The 18767-nt window shown below is 38.0% G+C and carries 16 protein-coding genes; 12 read left to right on the top strand and 4 right to left on the bottom strand.

The window, feature by feature from the left end; translation table 11 throughout:
* The first annotated feature begins 91 nt into the window (after positions 1 to 91).
* On the top strand, positions 92 to 739 hold the full coding sequence (locus tag AC1M9A_RS06715) for a TetR/AcrR family transcriptional regulator (protein WP_481609902.1): 648 nt from the start codon (positions 92 to 94) through the stop codon (positions 737 to 739).
* A gap of 39 nt (positions 740 to 778) precedes the next feature.
* Here the strand turns inward: AC1M9A_RS06715 and AC1M9A_RS06710 are convergent, their stop codons facing one another.
* Positions 779 to 2245 (bottom strand): CYTH domain-containing protein, encoded by a 1467-nt coding sequence (locus tag AC1M9A_RS06710; protein WP_481609901.1) that lies wholly within the window; start codon positions 2243 to 2245, stop codon positions 779 to 781.
* A 215-nt stretch (positions 2246 to 2460) separates the two neighbouring features.
* Here AC1M9A_RS06710 and AC1M9A_RS06705 point away from each other — a divergent pair, with 215 nt between their 5' ends.
* From AC1M9A_RS06705 to rapA, 8 genes are all read left to right on the top strand, one after another.
* Positions 2461 to 2841 (top strand): Mpo1-like protein, encoded by a 381-nt coding sequence (locus AC1M9A_RS06705; RefSeq protein WP_035268687.1) that lies wholly within the window; start codon positions 2461 to 2463, stop codon positions 2839 to 2841.
* Positions 2842 to 3137: 296 nt separating this feature from the next.
* A complete protein-coding gene (locus tag AC1M9A_RS06700; RefSeq protein ID WP_481609900.1) occupies positions 3138 to 3809 on the top strand; it encodes an HAD family hydrolase in 672 nt (223 codons plus the stop codon).
* Between the two features lie 724 nt (positions 3810 to 4533).
* Positions 4534 to 5154, top strand: coding sequence for a thiamine phosphate synthase (gene thiE / locus AC1M9A_RS06695; RefSeq protein WP_481586403.1), 621 nt, complete (start codon positions 4534 to 4536; stop codon positions 5152 to 5154).
* Between the two features lie 31 nt (positions 5155 to 5185).
* Positions 5186 to 6484, top strand: coding sequence for a glutamate-1-semialdehyde 2,1-aminomutase (hemL, locus tag AC1M9A_RS06690; protein ID WP_481607665.1), 1299 nt, complete (start codon positions 5186 to 5188; stop codon positions 6482 to 6484).
* 89 nt (positions 6485 to 6573) lie between these two features.
* Positions 6574 to 6990 (top strand): GlcG/HbpS family heme-binding protein, encoded by a 417-nt coding sequence (locus tag AC1M9A_RS06685; RefSeq protein WP_035267160.1) that lies wholly within the window; start codon positions 6574 to 6576, stop codon positions 6988 to 6990.
* 7 nt (positions 6991 to 6997) lie between these two features.
* On the top strand, positions 6998 to 7708 hold the full coding sequence (locus tag AC1M9A_RS06680) for a phosphopantetheine-binding protein (RefSeq protein WP_481607698.1): 711 nt from the start codon (positions 6998 to 7000) through the stop codon (positions 7706 to 7708).
* A gap of 160 nt (positions 7709 to 7868) precedes the next feature.
* Complete coding sequence (locus tag AC1M9A_RS06675; protein WP_481595937.1) at positions 7869 to 8513, top strand: RluA family pseudouridine synthase; 645 nt, start codon at positions 7869 to 7871, stop codon at positions 8511 to 8513.
* A 202-nt stretch (positions 8514 to 8715) separates the two neighbouring features.
* Positions 8716 to 11553, top strand: a complete 2838-nt coding sequence (gene rapA / locus AC1M9A_RS06670) for an RNA polymerase-associated protein RapA (protein WP_481607663.1) — start codon at positions 8716 to 8718, stop codon at positions 11551 to 11553.
* A 29-nt stretch (positions 11554 to 11582) separates the two neighbouring features.
* On the opposite strand, the gene AC1M9A_RS06665 is transcribed toward rapA, so the two are convergent.
* Together AC1M9A_RS06665 and AC1M9A_RS06660 are read right to left on the bottom strand one after the other, a co-directional pair.
* Positions 11583 to 12386: an enoyl-CoA hydratase-related protein gene (locus AC1M9A_RS06665; RefSeq protein ID WP_481597388.1), complete on the bottom strand. Its 804-nt coding sequence runs from the start codon at positions 12384 to 12386 to the stop codon at positions 11583 to 11585.
* 79 nt (positions 12387 to 12465) lie between these two features.
* Complete coding sequence (locus AC1M9A_RS06660; RefSeq protein WP_481597387.1) at positions 12466 to 13668, bottom strand: iron-containing alcohol dehydrogenase; 1203 nt, start codon at positions 13666 to 13668, stop codon at positions 12466 to 12468.
* A gap of 318 nt (positions 13669 to 13986) precedes the next feature.
* On the opposite strand from AC1M9A_RS06660, the gene AC1M9A_RS06655 reads away from it, so the two are divergent.
* The gene (locus AC1M9A_RS06655; RefSeq protein WP_035267149.1) at positions 13987 to 15693 is read left to right on the top strand and encodes an AMP-binding protein; all 1707 of its coding nucleotides are present in this window, start codon (positions 13987 to 13989) and stop codon (positions 15691 to 15693) included.
* A gap of 43 nt (positions 15694 to 15736) precedes the next feature.
* Here the strand turns inward: AC1M9A_RS06655 and fabR are convergent, their stop codons facing one another.
* Positions 15737 to 16417, bottom strand: a complete 681-nt coding sequence (fabR, locus tag AC1M9A_RS06650; protein ID WP_035267148.1) for an HTH-type transcriptional repressor FabR — start codon at positions 16415 to 16417, stop codon at positions 15737 to 15739.
* A 139-nt stretch (positions 16418 to 16556) separates the two neighbouring features.
* Between fabR and AC1M9A_RS06645 the strand changes: the two genes are divergently transcribed.
* Both AC1M9A_RS06645 and AC1M9A_RS06640 read left to right on the top strand, forming a co-directional pair.
* Entirely contained in the window at positions 16557 to 17627 is a 1071-nt protein-coding gene (locus tag AC1M9A_RS06645) for a flavin reductase family protein (protein WP_481609899.1), read from the top strand.
* 12 nt (positions 17628 to 17639) lie between these two features.
* The gene (locus tag AC1M9A_RS06640) at positions 17640 to 18734 is read left to right on the top strand and encodes a fatty acid desaturase family protein (protein ID WP_179997864.1); all 1095 of its coding nucleotides are present in this window, start codon (positions 17640 to 17642) and stop codon (positions 18732 to 18734) included.
* The last annotated feature ends 33 nt before the right edge of the window (positions 18735 to 18767 follow it).

The following is an 18767-nucleotide window of genomic DNA, read 5'->3' as shown; positions in this document are numbered from 1 at the left end:
CATAATGATTGTTATAAAAATAAAATATTTGAATTTAAGATCTGGGTCAATTAATTTATTAATGATCATTATAAAATTAATTGGGTTGAATATGCATGAAAGTTCAAAGCCAATAAATCAAATGGATAGTGCCAAATCAATATCTAAGGGGCGTGGACGTCCTAAGTGTTTTAATGAAGAACAAGCACTTGAAAAAGCCATGACACTATTTTGGAGATACGGTTATGAAGCCACATCAATGAGTGACTTAACAATCGCCATGGGAATCACTGCACCTAGTCTTTATAGTACATATGGTGATAAATCTGAGCTCTTTAATCGTTGCATTGACTATTATCTCAAGCACGAATCATGCTCGATGGAAATGATTTTTAAACAGGCATATTCCATAAAATTAGCATTGGAACTCTATTTGATTGAAAATCTAAAACGACTGGTGCAAGAAGACAAACCAAAAGGATGTATGTTGGTCGTGTCGACAATGAACTGTTCGATTCAAAATCAACAAATACAACAATCAATTTCGGAAAAAAGACAGCTATCTAAATCGAATTTACTAGAAAAATTATTAGCTGCCCAAGCCTCAGGTGAAATTAGTGCACAAACTAATATTCAGGCAATGACAGATTATTTTATGACGATTTTGCAAGGACTAAGCTTACAAGCACGTGATGGTGCAACTTTTGAACAATTAGAAAGCGTTGTACACATGGCGATGCAAACTTGGGATCATTTTTGAGTCAGAACTTCTCACTGACGAAAAGTTCTGACTTAAATTTTATGACTTGATAAATTTTCGACTGACTAGGAATTGTTCAGTCGCTTCCAAAAGTTTTTCAGCGTAAATTTCTTGCTTTGCCGTCAACCAACCTAAGGCGAACCAGTCACTGGCTTCTAATTCTGTTTGCTGTAAGTAGGATGATGAGGAGGACAATACTTGATATTGTTCAGCTGCATAATGTGCATCATTAAGCGCCTTGCCGTATTTTTGTAAATTCTTCACATCAAAAATTTGTGTTAAGACTGGGAAACTGAATTTTAATTCACTTAAATGTATTGCCAATTGGTCAAGACTTTCAAAGTTAGAAGGATCAGCTTCATTCAGACATTCCTGTAAAACTTTATACTGCTGTTGAAGCGTATTTTGAGCATAGTTTTTGAGGTCTTGGGTTTGCACCTTCTTGGAATTGCCTAAACTAAAACTCAAAAGTTCAAGATAGTGTTGAACGTTTTGGGTAGATTTGACTAAGTTGTTTAATTTTTCTCGGGCGTAGAGCACATCTTTGCTGAGCATTTCAGCAGTTTTAGGGTTTTGCAGAATAGCACCTAAGGTGTGTTGCATATGCTCATAATGTTTTAGGTTTTCAAAATGACTTTTAAATGCAGATAACTGATGTGCCCATTTATCTGTGCTCTTTGATGTCCAGTCTTTAAAAATAGATAGACTTAAAAACAAATAGTTCAAAGCAATATGTGCTTGTTCGATGTGTTCCTGTTCAGCCACTTCCGCAGAAATCGCAGCAATATTCGGCAGCAAATGTTGCATATGATGACCGATCATCATTCGAATCGTTTTTTCTGCGCTTTCTTTTTTTGCAACGATCCATTCTTTTTCAGTTCGCGCTGGGCTTACAACTAAATTTGAAACCAATAAATTACCAAACTCAGCCTTACTGCGAACGTCTAGCCAAAGTTGATATTTTTTGACCCACTCAAAACTAAACGCTAGTAATGTTTCAACTTTTCCTTGTTTGAGTTCAAACTCTACTTCATGAATCTCATGTTCTCGATCATCTGATCGTACAACGCCAATATCTAGACTCACTTCAATCTCGGCATCTTCAAAGCTAATCACTCGAACTGTACGTTGAATGTCTGTTTCAAACTGCAAGACTAATTGGTCAAAATCACCTTTTAATGCGTCATTTAAGACCTCATAAGCTTCGGAATCATCCGAATAAATAGATAGATCTAAATTCGGTGCAGCCTCAAGATTACCTAAATCATGATTATGTTCGAAACGGTGTAAATGACTTTTACTTTTCGTCGCTTTTAAGGTTTGAACCCAATTGGTATTTTCAAGACGTTGTCGAATGGCTATCCCATGCTGAGAGAGTAGGCGATCAGGAGTGTCATAGTACTTTGCTTGCATTTGAATGAGTTCAGACTTTTTTGGATCGATTGCTTTTAAAATCGCATTCCGTCGAGCTTCTGGGATCTGAAACTTTAATTCAATTTCAAGCATGTGATTTTCCTAATTGATCAATCATTTTCATAGAAGTAAGACATTTGATTGCCTTTTAATTTAAAGGGGATTGTAACTGATTCAGTTAGAACCACAATCTTGAAAATTCACTTACATTTAATTGAATGAATGATTAATCACAATATTTGTAAGATAAGCTTTTCAAGTGCGATTTTTTGAATTATGGTGGTCAAAAAAAGGACAGGAATACAACAATGAATGCTTATGTAGAGCCGTCTTCATCGCAAGAAGAAGCTAAACTTCAATTACCCATCAAGAATTACTCAGAATTTTATCGTTTTTATTTGACTGAACACCGCAGCATTATGAGTCGTCGTTTACATGCAGCAGGTAGCTCAATCGGTATTTATTTTTTTACTCAAGCGATTCGTCAGCGTAAAGCTAAATATCTGGTCTACGGATTAGTTTCAGGCTACGCATGCGCGTGGGTGGGGCATTTTGTTTTTGAAAAAAATAAGCCAGCAAGCTTTAAACAACCGTTGTATAGCTTTATTTCAGACTGGAGAATGTTATCGGATATTTTGCGCGGAAACTTAAGTTTGAAAGATCGTAAATTTGATAAAATTGATAGCTAAATTTATATATTGTTAAAAAAGCTCAGCAGATTCTGGGCTTTTTTGTCATGAAATGTTTTAAGAAAGCTACACAAAAATATGATTATATGATAGCTGGAAAGGCTTAAGATCCAATGAATAAATCCAAATTATAAATATTGGGATTAAATAAAAAAATTAACGTATTCAGTTAGATGAGTTAACGGTATTATTCTGATAAAACGCATATAATGTATATTATGTTAATTTAAATAATACTGAAAAAAAAAGAAGATGAACTATATATAGAACTTTTATTATGAGAGTGAGTATTTTTAATGCGAAACATACTTCTGTTTGATTTGGATCAAACTATTTTGAATAGGAATGAGTCACTTATTCGTTTTATAAGTTGGCAAGTAAATTTTTTCCAATTAGTACCACAAGAACTAAAAGATGCATTTATAAAAAAATTTATTGAATTGGATGATAATGGAAATGTTTGGAAAGATATCGTTTACAGTCAATTAATCAAAGATTTTAATATAAAAAAATTTACTGTTGATGAATTACTTAATTCTTACATTACTGATTTCAATAAATTTTCAATTGGTTTTGATGACGTCCAAAAAGTCATTTCAGATCTTTATCAAAAGGGATATAAGATTGGGTTAGTCTCCAATGGAAAAAGCCCATTTCAGGAACATAATTTTTATGCTTTAGGTCTTACCGAATATTTCTCGACTATCATAGTTTCAGAAGCGATTGGCTTGAGAAAGCCCGATAAAAAAATATTTGCTTACGCTTGTAACCAGTTAAATTGTACACCTTCTGATTGTATTTTTATTGGTGATAATCCTAAAGCAGATATAGAAGGTGCAAAAAATGTTGGTATGAAAACTATTTTTTTTCACCCAAATAAAATACTAAAACAAGCAATTACAGATGAGAGTATTCATCATTATGATGAATTAGAGCGAGCCATCAATAGAATAAATAATGGGGGCTAATGATGAATGATAAAATTAATTTATATGAAAACGTTTTATATAGTTGAATGAGTTAAGAAAATGTATTGATAATATTGGTGCTTCACTCATTTTGATACTATCCGAGCGCTTTAAGTAAACAAATAAAAATAGGAAAATTAAAGGCTTAATCTGAGTTACCCTCAGTAGATCTCTGAAAGAGAAAACAATCAAATTGTTAATTTTAAAAAACTTTCTGACGAAGCTATTTATGTCCATTAGTTGCCGGCAAGTTTTACGATTGATTATTGATGAAGTTATCAAACATTATGAATTAAGTACTGAATCAAATAATTAAACGCATCTATTTAACATAATTGAGATTATACAAAATTATTGACTGTACTTTAATGGAAGAGGGAATCCCTTAAGCATTTGCTGTGCATGACATGCTAAAAGGTGTTTTCATACTGATTCGTTTATAACTAATGCCAGGTATAGGCTCCTTCGCAGGCAACATATCTCTTTTTTCGCAAATTTCCTTTATGTACTTAAGTATGTCTTTCGAAGAACTAGATGGAATATATTCAAGCGTATTGGAGCCAATTTTTCTTGGATTAAATTTCTCAAATTCATTTCAATCAATATCTTGAACACGCTTAGTCAACAATAGAGCCTGTTAATTTCTACATTTTATCAATGTGTTCTTCCAAGGCTTTGTCCTATAATGTTTTAAATTTTTAGTATTTGCCTAGAGTTATTCTTTATGCGCGGTTTGTATTTAATCACCAACGATGATCCTATTGAACTTCTATTAGCAAAGCTTGAAGGAGCGATGGCAACTTATGAAGTTGCAGTACTTCAGTATCGTCGTAAAAACGTTGCGAAAGAAGATCAAGCTTATGAAATTGAATACATGAAGAATATGTGTAATCAATATAAGGTTCCTTTTGTCATCAATGATGATTTAGAGGCCGCAGTCAAATATGGCGTGGGTGTGCATCTTGGTCAAGATGATGGTTCAATCCAAGAGGCTGTGGAAAGATTGCCAAAAAACGTCTTAATTGGACGTAGTTGTAATAATTCTATTGAACTAGCTGAGCAAGCGATCGCAGACGGCGCAAATTATGTAGCATTTGGCGCAATTTATGCGACACAAAGCAAACCTGAAGCAGGTAATATTGGTTTAGAAACATTAAAAGCTGCAAAAGCAAAATTAAATGTACCTATTTGCGCGATTGGAGGTTTGACGGTTGAAAATGGCGCTGAAGTGATTGCTGCCGGAGCAGATCTTTGTGCTGTCATTAGCGATGTATTGGGTCGGTCTATGTCAACTGTTGGTCAACGTGTTTACGACTGGTCAGAGCTATTTGCTAAACAAGCTTAAATTTTTTACTTTTTTGAGTTGAGTGATTTTCATGAGTTTATCTCCTAAGCAAGAACAACTATTTAAACAAGCCAGCAAACATATTCCTGGTGGTGTGAATTCACCAGTACGTGCTTTTAATGGTGTAGGCGGTACGCCGGTATTTATTGAAAAAGCTCAAGGTGCCTACCTGTATGATGTAGATGGCAAACGCTATGTAGATTATGTGGGTTCATGGGGACCAATGATTTTAGGACATGCACACCCTGCGATTATTAAAGCTGTTCAAGACGCCGCTGTTGATGGTCTAAGTTTTGGTGCACCTACGGTGCATGAAACGACATTGGCAGATATTATCTGTGAAATTATGCCGTCAATTGAATTGGTACGTATGACCAACTCAGGGACAGAAGCAACAATGACTGCGATTCGACTTGCACGTGGGTATACAGGTCGTGACAAGATTGTTAAGTTTGAGGGCTGTTACCATGGTCACTCAGATTCACTTTTAGTGAAAGCAGGTTCTGGTCTACTCACAAGTGGTGAAGGCGAGGCGACATCTGCGGGTGTTCCTGCTGATTTTGCAAAACATACATTAACGCTTCCATACAATGATATTGCGACTTTAAAAGAATGTTTTGCTAAGTTTGGTTCCGAAATTGCGGGTGTTATTGTTGAACCTGTTGCAGGTAACATGAACTTGGTCAAACCAATTGATGGATTCTTGCAAGCCATTCGAGATGTGTGTGATGAGCATGGTTCAGTATTCATTATTGATGAAGTGATGACTGGATTCCGTGTGGGATTAGGTGGAGCTCAAGCACACTACGGCGTTACACCTGATTTAACTACGCTAGGTAAAATTATTGGTGCAGGTCTTCCTGTAGGCGCATTTGGTGGTAAGCGCGAAGTGATGGAATGTATTGCACCTCTAGGTAAAGTTTATCAAGCGGGAACTTTGTCAGGTAATCCGCTGGCAATGAGAGCTGGGATTGAGATGTTTAAACATCTTCGTCAACCAGGTTTCTATGAAAATCTAACCGCACAGCTCGAAAAGTTATTGATTGGTTTACAGACTGCCGCTGATGAAGCAGGTATACCATTTAAGACTCAACAGGTTGGAGGTATGTTTGGATTGTATTTCACTGATCAAGAAGATATCACAAGCTTTGATTCAATGTTGAAATGCGATGTTGAAATGTTCCGTAAATTCTTCCATGGCATGTTGGATGAAGGTGTAAATTTAGCGCCTTCTGCTTTTGAAGCCGGTTTTATCTCAAGTGCGCATTCCGATGAGGATATTGCGTTCACTATTCAAGCAGCTAAGAATGTATTTGCGCGTTTAAAATAGAATTTTTTTGAAAATCTATTAACATAAGCCTACAGTGTAAATACTGTAGGCTTTTTTGCACGTATAAAATTCACGGACTTAAAATAGAAATGAAATTAAAACATTATTTAACTTTAGAAGACGCGGAGTTTTTACTGACGCGTGCGCAACAATATGCGATTGATAAAAAGTTGAATGTCAGTATTTCTGTTGTAGATGAAACTGGAAGTTTACTTGCAATGAAACGTATGGATGGTGCCTCTCCGATGACTGCGAATTTGTCAGCTGAAAAAGCAAAATGTTCAGCTTTGAGCCGCCACCCATCTCAAATTTTTGAAGAGCTGATCAAAGATGGGCAATTGGGTTTTCTGACTGTTCACTCATTGTCGGGAATGTTAGAAGGTGCGGAACCCATTATTTATCAAGGGCAATTGGTGGGAGCCGTGGGAGTTTCAGGTGCTAAATCTTTTGAAGATGCTGAAATTGCGCTGCATGCCATTGAAGTTTTCTTGGCTTTAGCTGATTAAAGTGGCAATGTCATATTTTTATACACCACCCAAAAAAATTGAACTCAGCGCGAGTTTGGCAAAGTGGTCCATTCAAGCTGAACAATGCGTCTTGGTGGTTTTTGGATTTCAACGTTTAGCTGAATATAGCAATGACCAACATCAAGAATTATTAATTCATTTAAATCGCTTAATTAAAAAAGCTCAGGCTTTAGATATTGAAGTGATTGAAATTGAAGAGCAGCAATCATTTTCTAAAGTAGCGCAGTTGGGTGAATTACTCGCAGAAAAGAAACAACTCATTGTCTCTGGCATGATCAATTCACCTATAAAACAACTTTTACAGCATATCATTTCGATTACTCCTCAAATTTGTGTGGTGAACGATGCTGTTCATCTAGAAACGAAGAGCCAACATTTACAGTGGATTGAGAACTATGTAGAACAAGGTATTCATCATATGAATACCTCTGCCATGATTCGAATGCTGGAATTAAGTGCGCCGACTTCATTTATTCTTTCTGAAAAGGGCATATTATTGTCTATTGCTGAATACCTCGAATTCGATATTTTAGAAATTGATCCATTTCAAGATTTACGGAACTATGGCTTAGATTCAGTCGCAATGGTGAGTTTGATTGGCTTGTGGAGAGCCAATGGCGCACATATAGATTTTGAATCATTTGTGCAAAATTGCACACTTTCTCAATTGCTTCCTATCCTGAGAAAAGACTGCTAGATGTCAAAAATAAAACTTAATTCATTTGAATCGTTAGATTGATTTAATTTGTATCAGATATCGGAAAAATCATCACTGTTTGTCGATTTCAAGATTGTAATTTATCGCTAAGCTTTCTATTATTGCCGCCTTGTTTTCACGATCTGCTAGGAATAGAAATTTGAGTCATTTTCTTCAGGAACATCTCATTCATCGTGATCAAGATTTTATGGTGATTCACAAACCAGCTGGATTACTTTCTGTTCCGGGCAAAACGCCTGACCTTCAAGATTGCGTTATCAATCGTCTTCTTCAAGAAGAACCGCGTACGCTTTTGATTCATCGTTTAGATCGTGATACATCAGGCTTATTGGTGTTTGGACTCAGCAAAGCAGGTCAAAAATCGATCTCGCGCCAATTTCAAGAACGTGAAACGGATAAAACTTATCAAGCACTAGTCGCGGGATGTGTAAAAGGTCAAGGAACTGTAGACATCCCCGTGATTTACGACCCATCGCGTCCGCCATTGCATATCGTAGATGCGCATCACAATAAAGCAGCGTTAACGCATTGGGAAGCAGTTGAACAATTTCAAATTCAAGATCAGTGGGTGACACGCGTAAAATTAACGCCAATCACAGGTCGAGCACATCAACTTCGCGTTCATATGCAGCATTTAGGGCATCCCATCGTAGGGGATACTTTGTATGCAACACCAGCGCAACAAGCTTTGAAAGATCGACTCTGTTTGCATGCAGAGCAGTTAAGTTTCAATCATCCTGTTACCGGTGAACGATTGAACTTTCATTGTCCAGTGCCGTTCTAAATACACATTTTTAAATCAGCATACGAATATTTTATGATCTGATCATGATGAAATCTTGGATATGATCAATTAAATAGATCGGTGCTAAATATTGCTCACTTTTTGGTGGGCTTTATGTCAAAATATATTGCTTATAGACGTTAAATTTTGCTCAAATCATCTCCTGTTTGAGCATAAGTTTTCAGTCCTAACTTGAGATAAGGTGGAAAAATTGCAGCAGTTTGCTATTGGTCAACGTTGGTTATCAGACACAGAGACAGAGTTAGGTTTAGGGGTTTTGATTGATGTAAATGAACGATCAATTAGTATCCTCTTTCCTAAAAGTGACGAAACCCGTGTCTATGCACGTAGTAACGCACCTTTATCTCGAATTGTGTTCAATGTGAATGATGAGCTTCAAGACCAAGAGGGCATCGTCTGGAAAGTCGAATCATTAGAAGAGCGTGGTGGCGTTATTCGTTACAACGTCATTCGTCAGTTACAAGATGGTACTGATGAACGTAAATCATTAAATGAAACTCGTGTTGGTGCGACGATTCAATTGTCTAAACCACTTGATCGTTTACTGGCAAGCCAAATTGATTATAAAGAATGGTATGACCTGCGTATTGAAGCATTACAAATGCAAGCTAATATGCAAAATAGTCCATTACGTGGCATGGTGGGTGCTCGTGTTGGATTGATACCTCACCAATTTTATATCGCGCATGAAGTAGGTAAGCGCTTTGCTCCACGTGTCTTATTGGCGGATGAAGTTGGTCTAGGTAAAACTATTGAAGCAGGTTTAATCATACACCAGCAACTTAAAACAGGACGTTCTGAACGCATCCTCGTTTTAGTGCCTGATTCGCTGCAATATCAGTGGATGATTGAAATGCGTCGCCGTTTCAATTTGAATTTCTCGCTATTTGATTTAACGCGTACTGCTTCGATCAAAGAACATGATCCAGAATTGAATCCGTTCTTAACTGAACAGTGCATCATTGCGTCTGTTGATCTTATGATCGACCATGAAGATTTACGTGTGCAAGCGCTCGAAGCAGGTTTTGATTTGCTTGTGGTGGATGAAGCACATCACTTGATGTGGTCAGAAGAAGAAGGTGGTAATGACCGCTATGACCTTGTTGAAGAATTTGCTGAAAAAACAGCAGGGGTACTTTTGCTGACTGCAACGCCGGAACAGTTAGGTGTTGAGTCCCATTTTGCTCGTTTACGTTTACTCGATCCGCAACGTTTCAGTTCACTTGATCGTTTCTTAGATGAAGAGGAAAAATATCAGCAAACTGCTCAAATTGCGGAAGTGCTGATGTCGGATCAACCCCTTGAAGCTGATCATTTCCAAGCAATTGAGCAGTTACTGGGTCACAAGATTGAAGATGAGCCAGAACAGCGTTTCCGTGCAATTCATGAATTGTTAGATCGTCACGGTACGGGGCGTGTACTATTCCGTAATACACGTGAAGCGATACAAGGCTTCCCTGGTCGCGATTGTCAGCCTGCACCATTACCTGCGCCAGAAGGATGGTCGATGGATGGTAAACTTCGTGAACAAATGTGGCCAGAAGAAGCGCAATTAGACGGTGCTTGGATGGAAACTGACCCACGTGTAACGTGGATTATGGAAATGCTCCGTACTCAGTTAAAGCATAAAAAAGTCTTACTTATTGCACGTAGTGGGCCAGTAGTTGAAGCTTTAGAAAATGCATTACGTATCCATGCAGGGATCCGTACAGCAATGTTCCATGAAGGCATGAGTCTATTAGAGCGTGACCAAGCAGCTGCTTATTTTGCAGAAGATTCATATGGTGCTCAGATTTTATTGTGTTCAGAAATTGGTTCAGAAGGTCGTAACTTCCAGTTTGCTTCAGATTTAATCCTATTTGATTTGCCAGCGAACCCTGATGTTCTTGAACAGCGTATTGGTCGACTTGATCGTATTGGTCAAGAAAACCGTATTCAGATTCATGTGCCATATTTAGTGGGCACTGCACAAGAGCGTATGTTCCGTTGGTACAATGAAGCATTAAATATTTTCAGCAATATTTCTCCAACTGCGCAAACCTTACAAGAAAATTTTATTGTTGATCTTAAAGATTGCTTGTTGGCTGATAAAGGTCAAGCCTTTGAAGATTTGCTTGAAGCCGTGAGTGTGCAACGTGAAGCTTTAGAGCAAGAGCTACAAGCAGGACGTGATCGTTTATTGGAATACAATTCTTGTCGCCCAATGGTTGCGCAAGAAATTGTGCAAGCGCTTGAAGAGTATGATGACAATACGACTTTGCCAATGTTTATGAAACGCTTCATGGCGTCAACCAATATTGATTTTGATGAGCAAAGTAATGGCACGGTGATTATTAAGCCTACTGATCAAATGCAAGTCCAAGGTCTGACTTTGGATGAGGAAGGCATGACCGTGACGTTCTATCGTGATCAGGCTCAGATCCGTGAAGATGCGCAATACATAACGCTTGAGCATCCTTTCACTGAAAGTGTCATGGAAATGATCAATACGCAATCGTTTGGTAGTACCAATGTGGCGTTATTGAAATCTGCAGCTTTACCACAAGGTTCAGTTTTAGTTGAGGTGTGGTTCAAAGTGGATGTGATTGCACCGAAAGCATTGAACTTGCCAGCGAGTTTACCAACACAATTGATTCGTGTGTTATTAAGTGAAAAAGGCCAAGATTTATCAGCTAAAATTGCACCAGATATTTTGAAACCATACTTACATCATCTTGACGGTAATAGTTGTCGCCAAGTGGTGAAAGCACGTCGTGATGTCGTTGAACAACGTTATGCACAAGCTTTAGACATTGCAAAAGGTGCTTTGCCTGAATTAAAACAGCAAGCGAAAGAAATCTATAGCAATAAATGGCAATATGAAATTGATCGTTTAAGTTATTTGAAACAATTTAACCCAAGTATTCGCGAAGATGAAATTGCACGTTTGCAGAAGCTTCAAAAAGAAGGCTTAAGCCTTTTAGAAGGTTTAGCTGTAACGCCTGAAGCGATTCGAGTCTTGGTGGTGGTAAAGCCATAAAATAAAAAAAGCACCCTAGGGTGCTTTTTTTAGGACTGCAGAAATTGATTGAAGTCAGGTTTTCTTTTTTGTAAGAAAGCCATCACGGCTTCAATCATTTCAGGTGATGTTAAACGTTCTGCAACAACCTCAGCTTCCTGAACAATACAATTCAGAATTTGATCTTGCTCGGGTCGAATTTGTTTTTTAATAATTTTTAGCGTGGTCATTGGCAGTTGACTCATCTGTTGAGCTCGCTGCAAAGCTAATTGTTCAGGTTGCTCGCAAATCTGATTGATGATTCGACATTTTAGCGCCTCTTCCGCTGAAAATTTTCGACCTGTGAGCAATAATTCGGCAGCCATATGATAACCAGCCAACTCAGTGAAAAGAAGGCTGGTGCCACCTTCTACAGATAATCCCAAACTTACAAATGGAATTTGAAATTCTGTATCGGGGTGAGCGTATACCATGTCACAGTGAAATAGCATAGTGACGCCAACGCCTATAGTGCAGCCACGTACCGCAGCAATAATAGGTTTAGAAAATCTTGCGATCGCTTTTAGGAAGACAAATGGTGGTGTAGCATCAGCGGCTAAACCAACATATTTTTGAGCGGCAGACATAAAATCTTTCAGATCATTTCCTGCGGTAAAATCATGTTCGTTACCCTGTAAAATCACAACATTCACTTGTTGAGATTGATCTGCCGCATCCAATATTTTTGCAATGTCATTGTACATTTCCCCAGTTAAAGCATTTTTTTGCTCGGGGTGATCAATTTTGATGGTCAGGATTCTATTCTCAATCGTGACATGAATAAAGGGGTTTAGTGAATCTAAATTTTTTAACATGGCGGCATTCCTTGTCGCAAATTAAAAAAGCTCAGTAGACACGATTGTATACTGAGCTTTTATTCGTGCCTTATTGGCATTAAAGTCGATTTAAAATTTGCTCAGCATCTGAATAATTCATGTATTTTGGTACGGCATAAATTCCATGGGCTTCAGTAAAAGCAGATTTAATCATCTCTGGGAAATCTTGCTTTTTTAAATTCGGAATCTCAGTATTGATTTTCAAATCTTTGAGTAATTGCTTTACGCTTTGAATGAATATATTTGCGGCTTGTTCATCCGAAGTGTGTGACGAGCTTAAACCAATTTTCTTCGCTGCTAGTGCTAAGCGTTTTTCTGATGCTTTACGATTAAATTCTAGAACATGAGGCAAGATAATGGCATTAGCGCGTCCGTGTGGGATTTGATATTGAGTCCCTAATTGATGCGCCAAAGCATGTACATAGCCAATTCCAGCACTATTCATTGCCAAACCAGCATAATGAGAACCGAGCGCCATTGCTTCACGTGCTGCAATATTCTGACCATCTTCAAATGCTTTTTTTAAATTCTCCATGATCAATTTCATGGCTGCACTGGCGTAATAATCTGATTGTTTGTTGGCGAATCCGCTTACCCACGATTCAATTGCATGAGTAAGGGCATCAATGCCAGTGTCAGCAGTGATAGCAGGTGGCATGCCTTTCATGATGACGGGATCTAAAGCAGTTGCTAATGGAACGACTTTGGGATCAATAACTAAGCCTTTAATATGAGTTTCACTGTCTGAAATAACTGCGGCAATGGTAACTTCAGAACCTGTACCTGCGGTGGTCGGAATCACGAACAATGGATATGCAGGTTTACGGCTTTTTAAAATTCCAAAAAGTTGTTTAGGCGATTTATGGTTTGCGGCTGCGAGCGCTAATACTTTTGCTGTATCAATCGTCGAACCACCCCCTATACCCAATACGCTATCGCATGCGGTATTTTTAAACAGTGCTAGAGATTTTTCGACAATTTCACAAGTTGGATCAGGTTTTACATCAGAGAAAATAACAACTTCAATCCCATTGTGCTGTAATTGATCTTGAATGGGTTGTATGACACCTAATTTGACCAATACTGCATCAGTCACAATCATCACTTTTTTCATGCCGAGCTGAGCAATATTGCCACACAATTGCATTGATGAATCTTCACCCGCAAATACGAGAGGATGTGATACTGGGATTGCAAGGGTGAGGGCTTTGACAGCCATGAGTTGAGTTTTTGCACGTAAAATAGTGGCAATCTGAGCCATAATGATCAATCTCTATCCATGAGTTTGATTTAGTTATAGGATAATCATTGTCCAAGTACATTGGCGATAATCATCAACACATTGGTCTTAAATTACAATTTTATCAAAAATATAGCGCAATTAAATTGAGCAAAATAATGGTTGGATTTTGATCAGAATTCATGATAGAAAATAGAAAATAATTCGAAAATTTAAATCGTAAAGCTGTAGTTTTTACTCGGCAATCAGGAACTCAGGACGAGTTTAAAACGATTAAATCAGCTTTCGGTTATGAGTCATTACATAACAACAATGATGCGTTATTGGGAGTCATTACACATGGAAGTAAATCAGAACAACAACCAATTTGAGTTTTTACCGACTCATATTCACTATTTAATGTATTGGGAAAAGAAATCGCCAAACCAAGATTTCTTGGTTCAGCCTTTACCAAATGGTCAGGTGATTAAATACACTTGGGGAGAAGTGGCCAGTCAAGTCAAAAAAATGGCTGCTTATTTACAATCTTTGAATCTGCCTGGTCGTTCTCAGATTGCAATTTTTGGTAAGAATAGTGCGCATTGGATTATGGCAGATCTTGCAATTTGGATGGCAGGTCATGTGTCGGTTCCTTTATATACGACTCTCAATGGTGAAGGAACCAAATATGTTCTAGATCATAGTGAAACTAAGGCTTTGTTTATCGGTAAATTGGATGGTATTGGCGACAGTTGGAACGATGTGAAACAAATCATCCCGCAAGATATGCATTGTATTAAATTGCCATTGGCACCTGACTATAATGCGCCAACATGGGATGAAATCACTGCGAAAACAGCACCAACCAGTGAGCCTTATTTTCCAAATGAGGATGAGCTTGCGACCATTATTTATACCTCGGGCAGTACAGGTCTACCTAAGGGTGTTATGCAAAGTTATAAGACCTTGCTCTCACCTGCGAGTGAGCTGAAATCTACGTTTGGTGTTTCAGAAAAAGATCGTGCTTTATCTTACTTGCCGCTAGCTCATGTTGCAGAGCGTGTATTTATTCAATCATCCGTGATGATTTGTGGTTTTACCGTTTATTTTGCCAATTCATTAGATACATTTATTGAAGATCTTAATCGTGCAAAACCAACGATCTTCTTTTCTGTGCCACGTTTATGGACTAAATTTTATTTGGGGATCAATGAAAAAATTCCACTGAATGTACAAAACGTGTTGTTTAAAATCCCATTCTTGGGCAATAAGATTAAGCAAAAACTCTTGGCAAAATTGGGTTTGAATCATGTTCGTTATGCTTTAACGGGTTCTGCACCTTTACCCGTAGATATTATTAAATGGTATCGTAATTTGGGCTTAGAGTTGCTTGAAGTTTATGGAATGACAGAAAACTGTGGATACTCGCATATCACACGTATGGGTGAATATATGAGTGGATATGTCGGACATGTTCAAGCACGAGTAGACTGCAAGATTGATGAGAATGGTGAGATTTTAGTCAGAAGCCCAGGAACAATGTTGGGTTATTACAAAAACCCAGAAAAAACAGCTGAAGATTTGACTGAAGATGGTTATTTAAGAACAGGTGACATGGGTGAAATTGATGCGACTGGCCGTCTAAAAATTACTGGACGTGTAAAGGACATCTTTAAAACTCAGAAAGGTAAGTATGTAATGCCTGTACCAATTGAACAAAAGATTGGTAATAACCAAATGATTGAATCTGTCTGTGTTGGTGGTGCAAGCCATAAACAGCCGATCGCCTTTGTGATGTTGGCAGAAGAAATTCGCAATAAATTACAGCAAGATAATAAACGTGATGATATCGAAGCAAAATTAATTGAGTTAAAGAATGAAATTAATGAAAAGCTTGAACCGCATGAAAAAATTGCATTCTTTGTGGTCATCATGGATTTGTGGACGATGGATAACGATATGTTGACGCCGACTATGAAGATTAAGCGTAATAAAATTGAGGCGAAGTACGAAGCCCTTATTCCAACTTGGGTTGCTCAAAATAAAGAAGTTATTTGGGAAAAGTAATAAAAAAGCCCTTCAACTGAAGGGCTTTTTTTACACTCAGTATTTATTCTTTCAGATGACGTGCGCCTTCTAAAATCATTCGGATCATCGTCATCGTTTGTTCAGCTACAACTTTTCTTTCATCGTGTGGCATGTTGATTAATTTAGCACCCATAGTGAATACCAATTGAGTAATCGCTTTTGCAGCCAATTCTGGATGCTTGATTTTATGAGGGTTATTTTGCTCAAGACGAACAAGATCATCCATGAGTTCTTGCTGAAAGTAATTGAGCTGTTTTTCAACCGCCTCTTTATAAGAGGCAGAACCAGTATAACCTTCACGTAACAACAGGCTCAGATTACCTTCGTCAGCATCTAACTGTTCAATAAATACTTCAACTGAACTACGCACAATACTTGAATTGCGAACTGCTTTTAAGCGAGCTTGATGCAAGATTTGACGTAAAACAATACCTGAGCGATCAATCAATTCAATGGCAAGTTCGTCGATATCTTTAAAATGTCTATAAAAACTGTTTGGCGCAATTCCTGCTTCACGGGCAACTTCGCGCAAGCTTAAAGATGCGATGCTTTTTTGAGGTCCGATAAGGTTGAGAGCAGCTTGGAATAATTCTTCTTTCGTGATTGTGGCTTTTCTTCCGACTGTACGTGCAGTTGGATGCTCCAAAATGGATGCGGATTCACTGGCATGTAGAGGAGAAAGAGTAATCGTAGAGCTGCTCATAAATATCAGAAGTTTACAGTTAGAGTTGCATTATATCGATCTGTGTCAGGATATGGAAATCAATAGATGATATACAAGTGTCTATACAAATATATATACATGTGTATAATAATTCTAAACCCACTGTGATGAGCCCATAATGCAAGCAGTTAAGCCACCTAAAAATTTGATTAGATCCGCAGTAAATGCTGTATTTGATCCGAATGCTGCCAATTTTTGGTTGCAAAAGATCGATCCAATTTGGTCGGTGAATCAATCATTAGGCAAAATTGTTGAACGTACACAAGTTGCAAATGATACGGTCAGCTTAAAAATTGCGGTTAATCGAAAATTTCAGTTTGGTGAAGCAGGGCAACATCATCCAGTTATTGTCACGACACGAGGTCGTTGTTTTGAACGTACCTATAGTTTGACCAAAATCGACACTCAACATGTATTGTTGACTGCTAAGAAAGTCGATGAGGGTGTAGTCAGTTCTTGGATTAACGATATTGCTGAGGTAGGCGATATTGTTGAGTTTGGTGCACCCTATGGAGATATGACACTTGGAAGTGTAAATACACCTCTATTAATGCTGGCCGCAGGGAGTGGTATTACTCCAATGTACAGCTTGATCAAGGCATTATTGCAGCAAGAAAAAAAATTAGTTCAGTCAGTTAAATTGATGTACTGGGCAAAAAAAACAAAAGATTTAGCATTTCAAACAGAGTTGATTGCTTTGGCGAATCAACACTCAAATTTTAATGTTGAATTTTTTACCACTCAAGATGAAGTGGCTGATTCCCGTTTAGAAGATTCGCATTTAACTGCTATCGAATCCTTAGATCAATATACGGTTTATGCATGCGGTCCAGCAGGATTTGTGCAAGTTGCTGAACAACTAACTGATACTCGTGTTCATAAATTTAAAGGTGAAGCATTCAGTGTTGAACCATTCATTAGTGATGAGACTGGTTTTGTTCAGGTCACACTTACGAAATCAAATAAGGTCGTCACGATTCCAAAGGGACAATCAATACTTGCAAGTTTAGAGCAACAAAATATTCGCCCACAGCACGGTTGCCGCATGGGGGTATGTAATAAATGTGCATGCCATAAAGCGCAAGGTGCAACTAAAAACCTCGTCAATGGTGCAGAAAATACTGAGCCTGGAAATCTGCTCAAAATCTGTATCAATTCAGCTCAGTCTGATCTCACTATCGACCTATAAGCGAGAATAATCATGAATATGCCAGTTCAAGCACAATATTTCAAAAACCCAAAAAATCGTGAACTCACTGATGCACAACTTGATGAACTCGCACGTGAACTTGATGCAATTAAGCAGGAAGTTCTTGATGATTTAGGTGAAAAAGACGAAAAGTATATTAAGCGAGTGTATGCAGCGATTCGCTACAGTTCAATCCTTGGACGTGCATGCTTATTTGCTGGCTGGTTTCCTCCAGCATGGCTTTTAGGCACAGGCTTGCTTGGTTTTGCCAAAATCATGGAAAACATGGAGTTGGGCCATAATGTGATGCATGGTCAATATGATTGGATGAACGACCCTAAATTTAAAGGGACAACTTACGAATGGGATATCGTCGGCACATCTGATGATTGGCGCCAAACCCACAACTACAAACACCATACCTATACCAATATTAAAGGTATGGATGATGATATTGGTTATGGAATTCTTCGTTTGTTCCCAGAGCAACGCTGGAAAAAAGGATATTTATTACAACCACTTTACAGTATTCCATTCTGTTTGTTATTCCAGTGGGGTGTAGCGATTCAGAACTTAGAAATTGGTAAGCGCTTAAAAGGGCGCATGACCAAAGAAGAATTTCAACAACGTTTGAACCCGATGAAAAAGAAAATGGGGAAACAGTTATTTAAAGATTATGTTTTCTTCCCACTCATCGCTGGTCCTGCAGCATTACCCGTTTTAACAGGTAATTTAGTCGCTAATGGTATTCGTAATATTTGGACATTCAGTATTATTTTCTGCGGTCATTTCACCAAAGATGTGGAAGTTTTCCCGAAGTCAGTTTTAGAAAATGAAAGCCGTGGCCATTGGTATATGCGTCAAATTCGTGGGTCTTCTAACCTCACAGGTTCAGAAGGATTCCATATTCTGACGGGGCATCTGAGTCATCAGATTGAGCATCATCTTTATCCAGATATTCCTGCTCGACGTTACCGTCAAATGGGGCCTAAAGTGAAAGCGGTGTGTGAAAAATACGGCTTGAATTACAATAATGCGAGTTTATTTAAACAATATGGTCAGGTTTTGGGACGTATTGTGAAATATGCCTTCCCATTTAAAAAGTAAGAAACAAAAAAAGCCACTTATTGAGTGGCTTTT

The organism is Acinetobacter sp. ANC_7634, from assembly GCF_056779875.1.
This window is presented reverse-complemented; position numbering and strand designations above follow the sequence as displayed.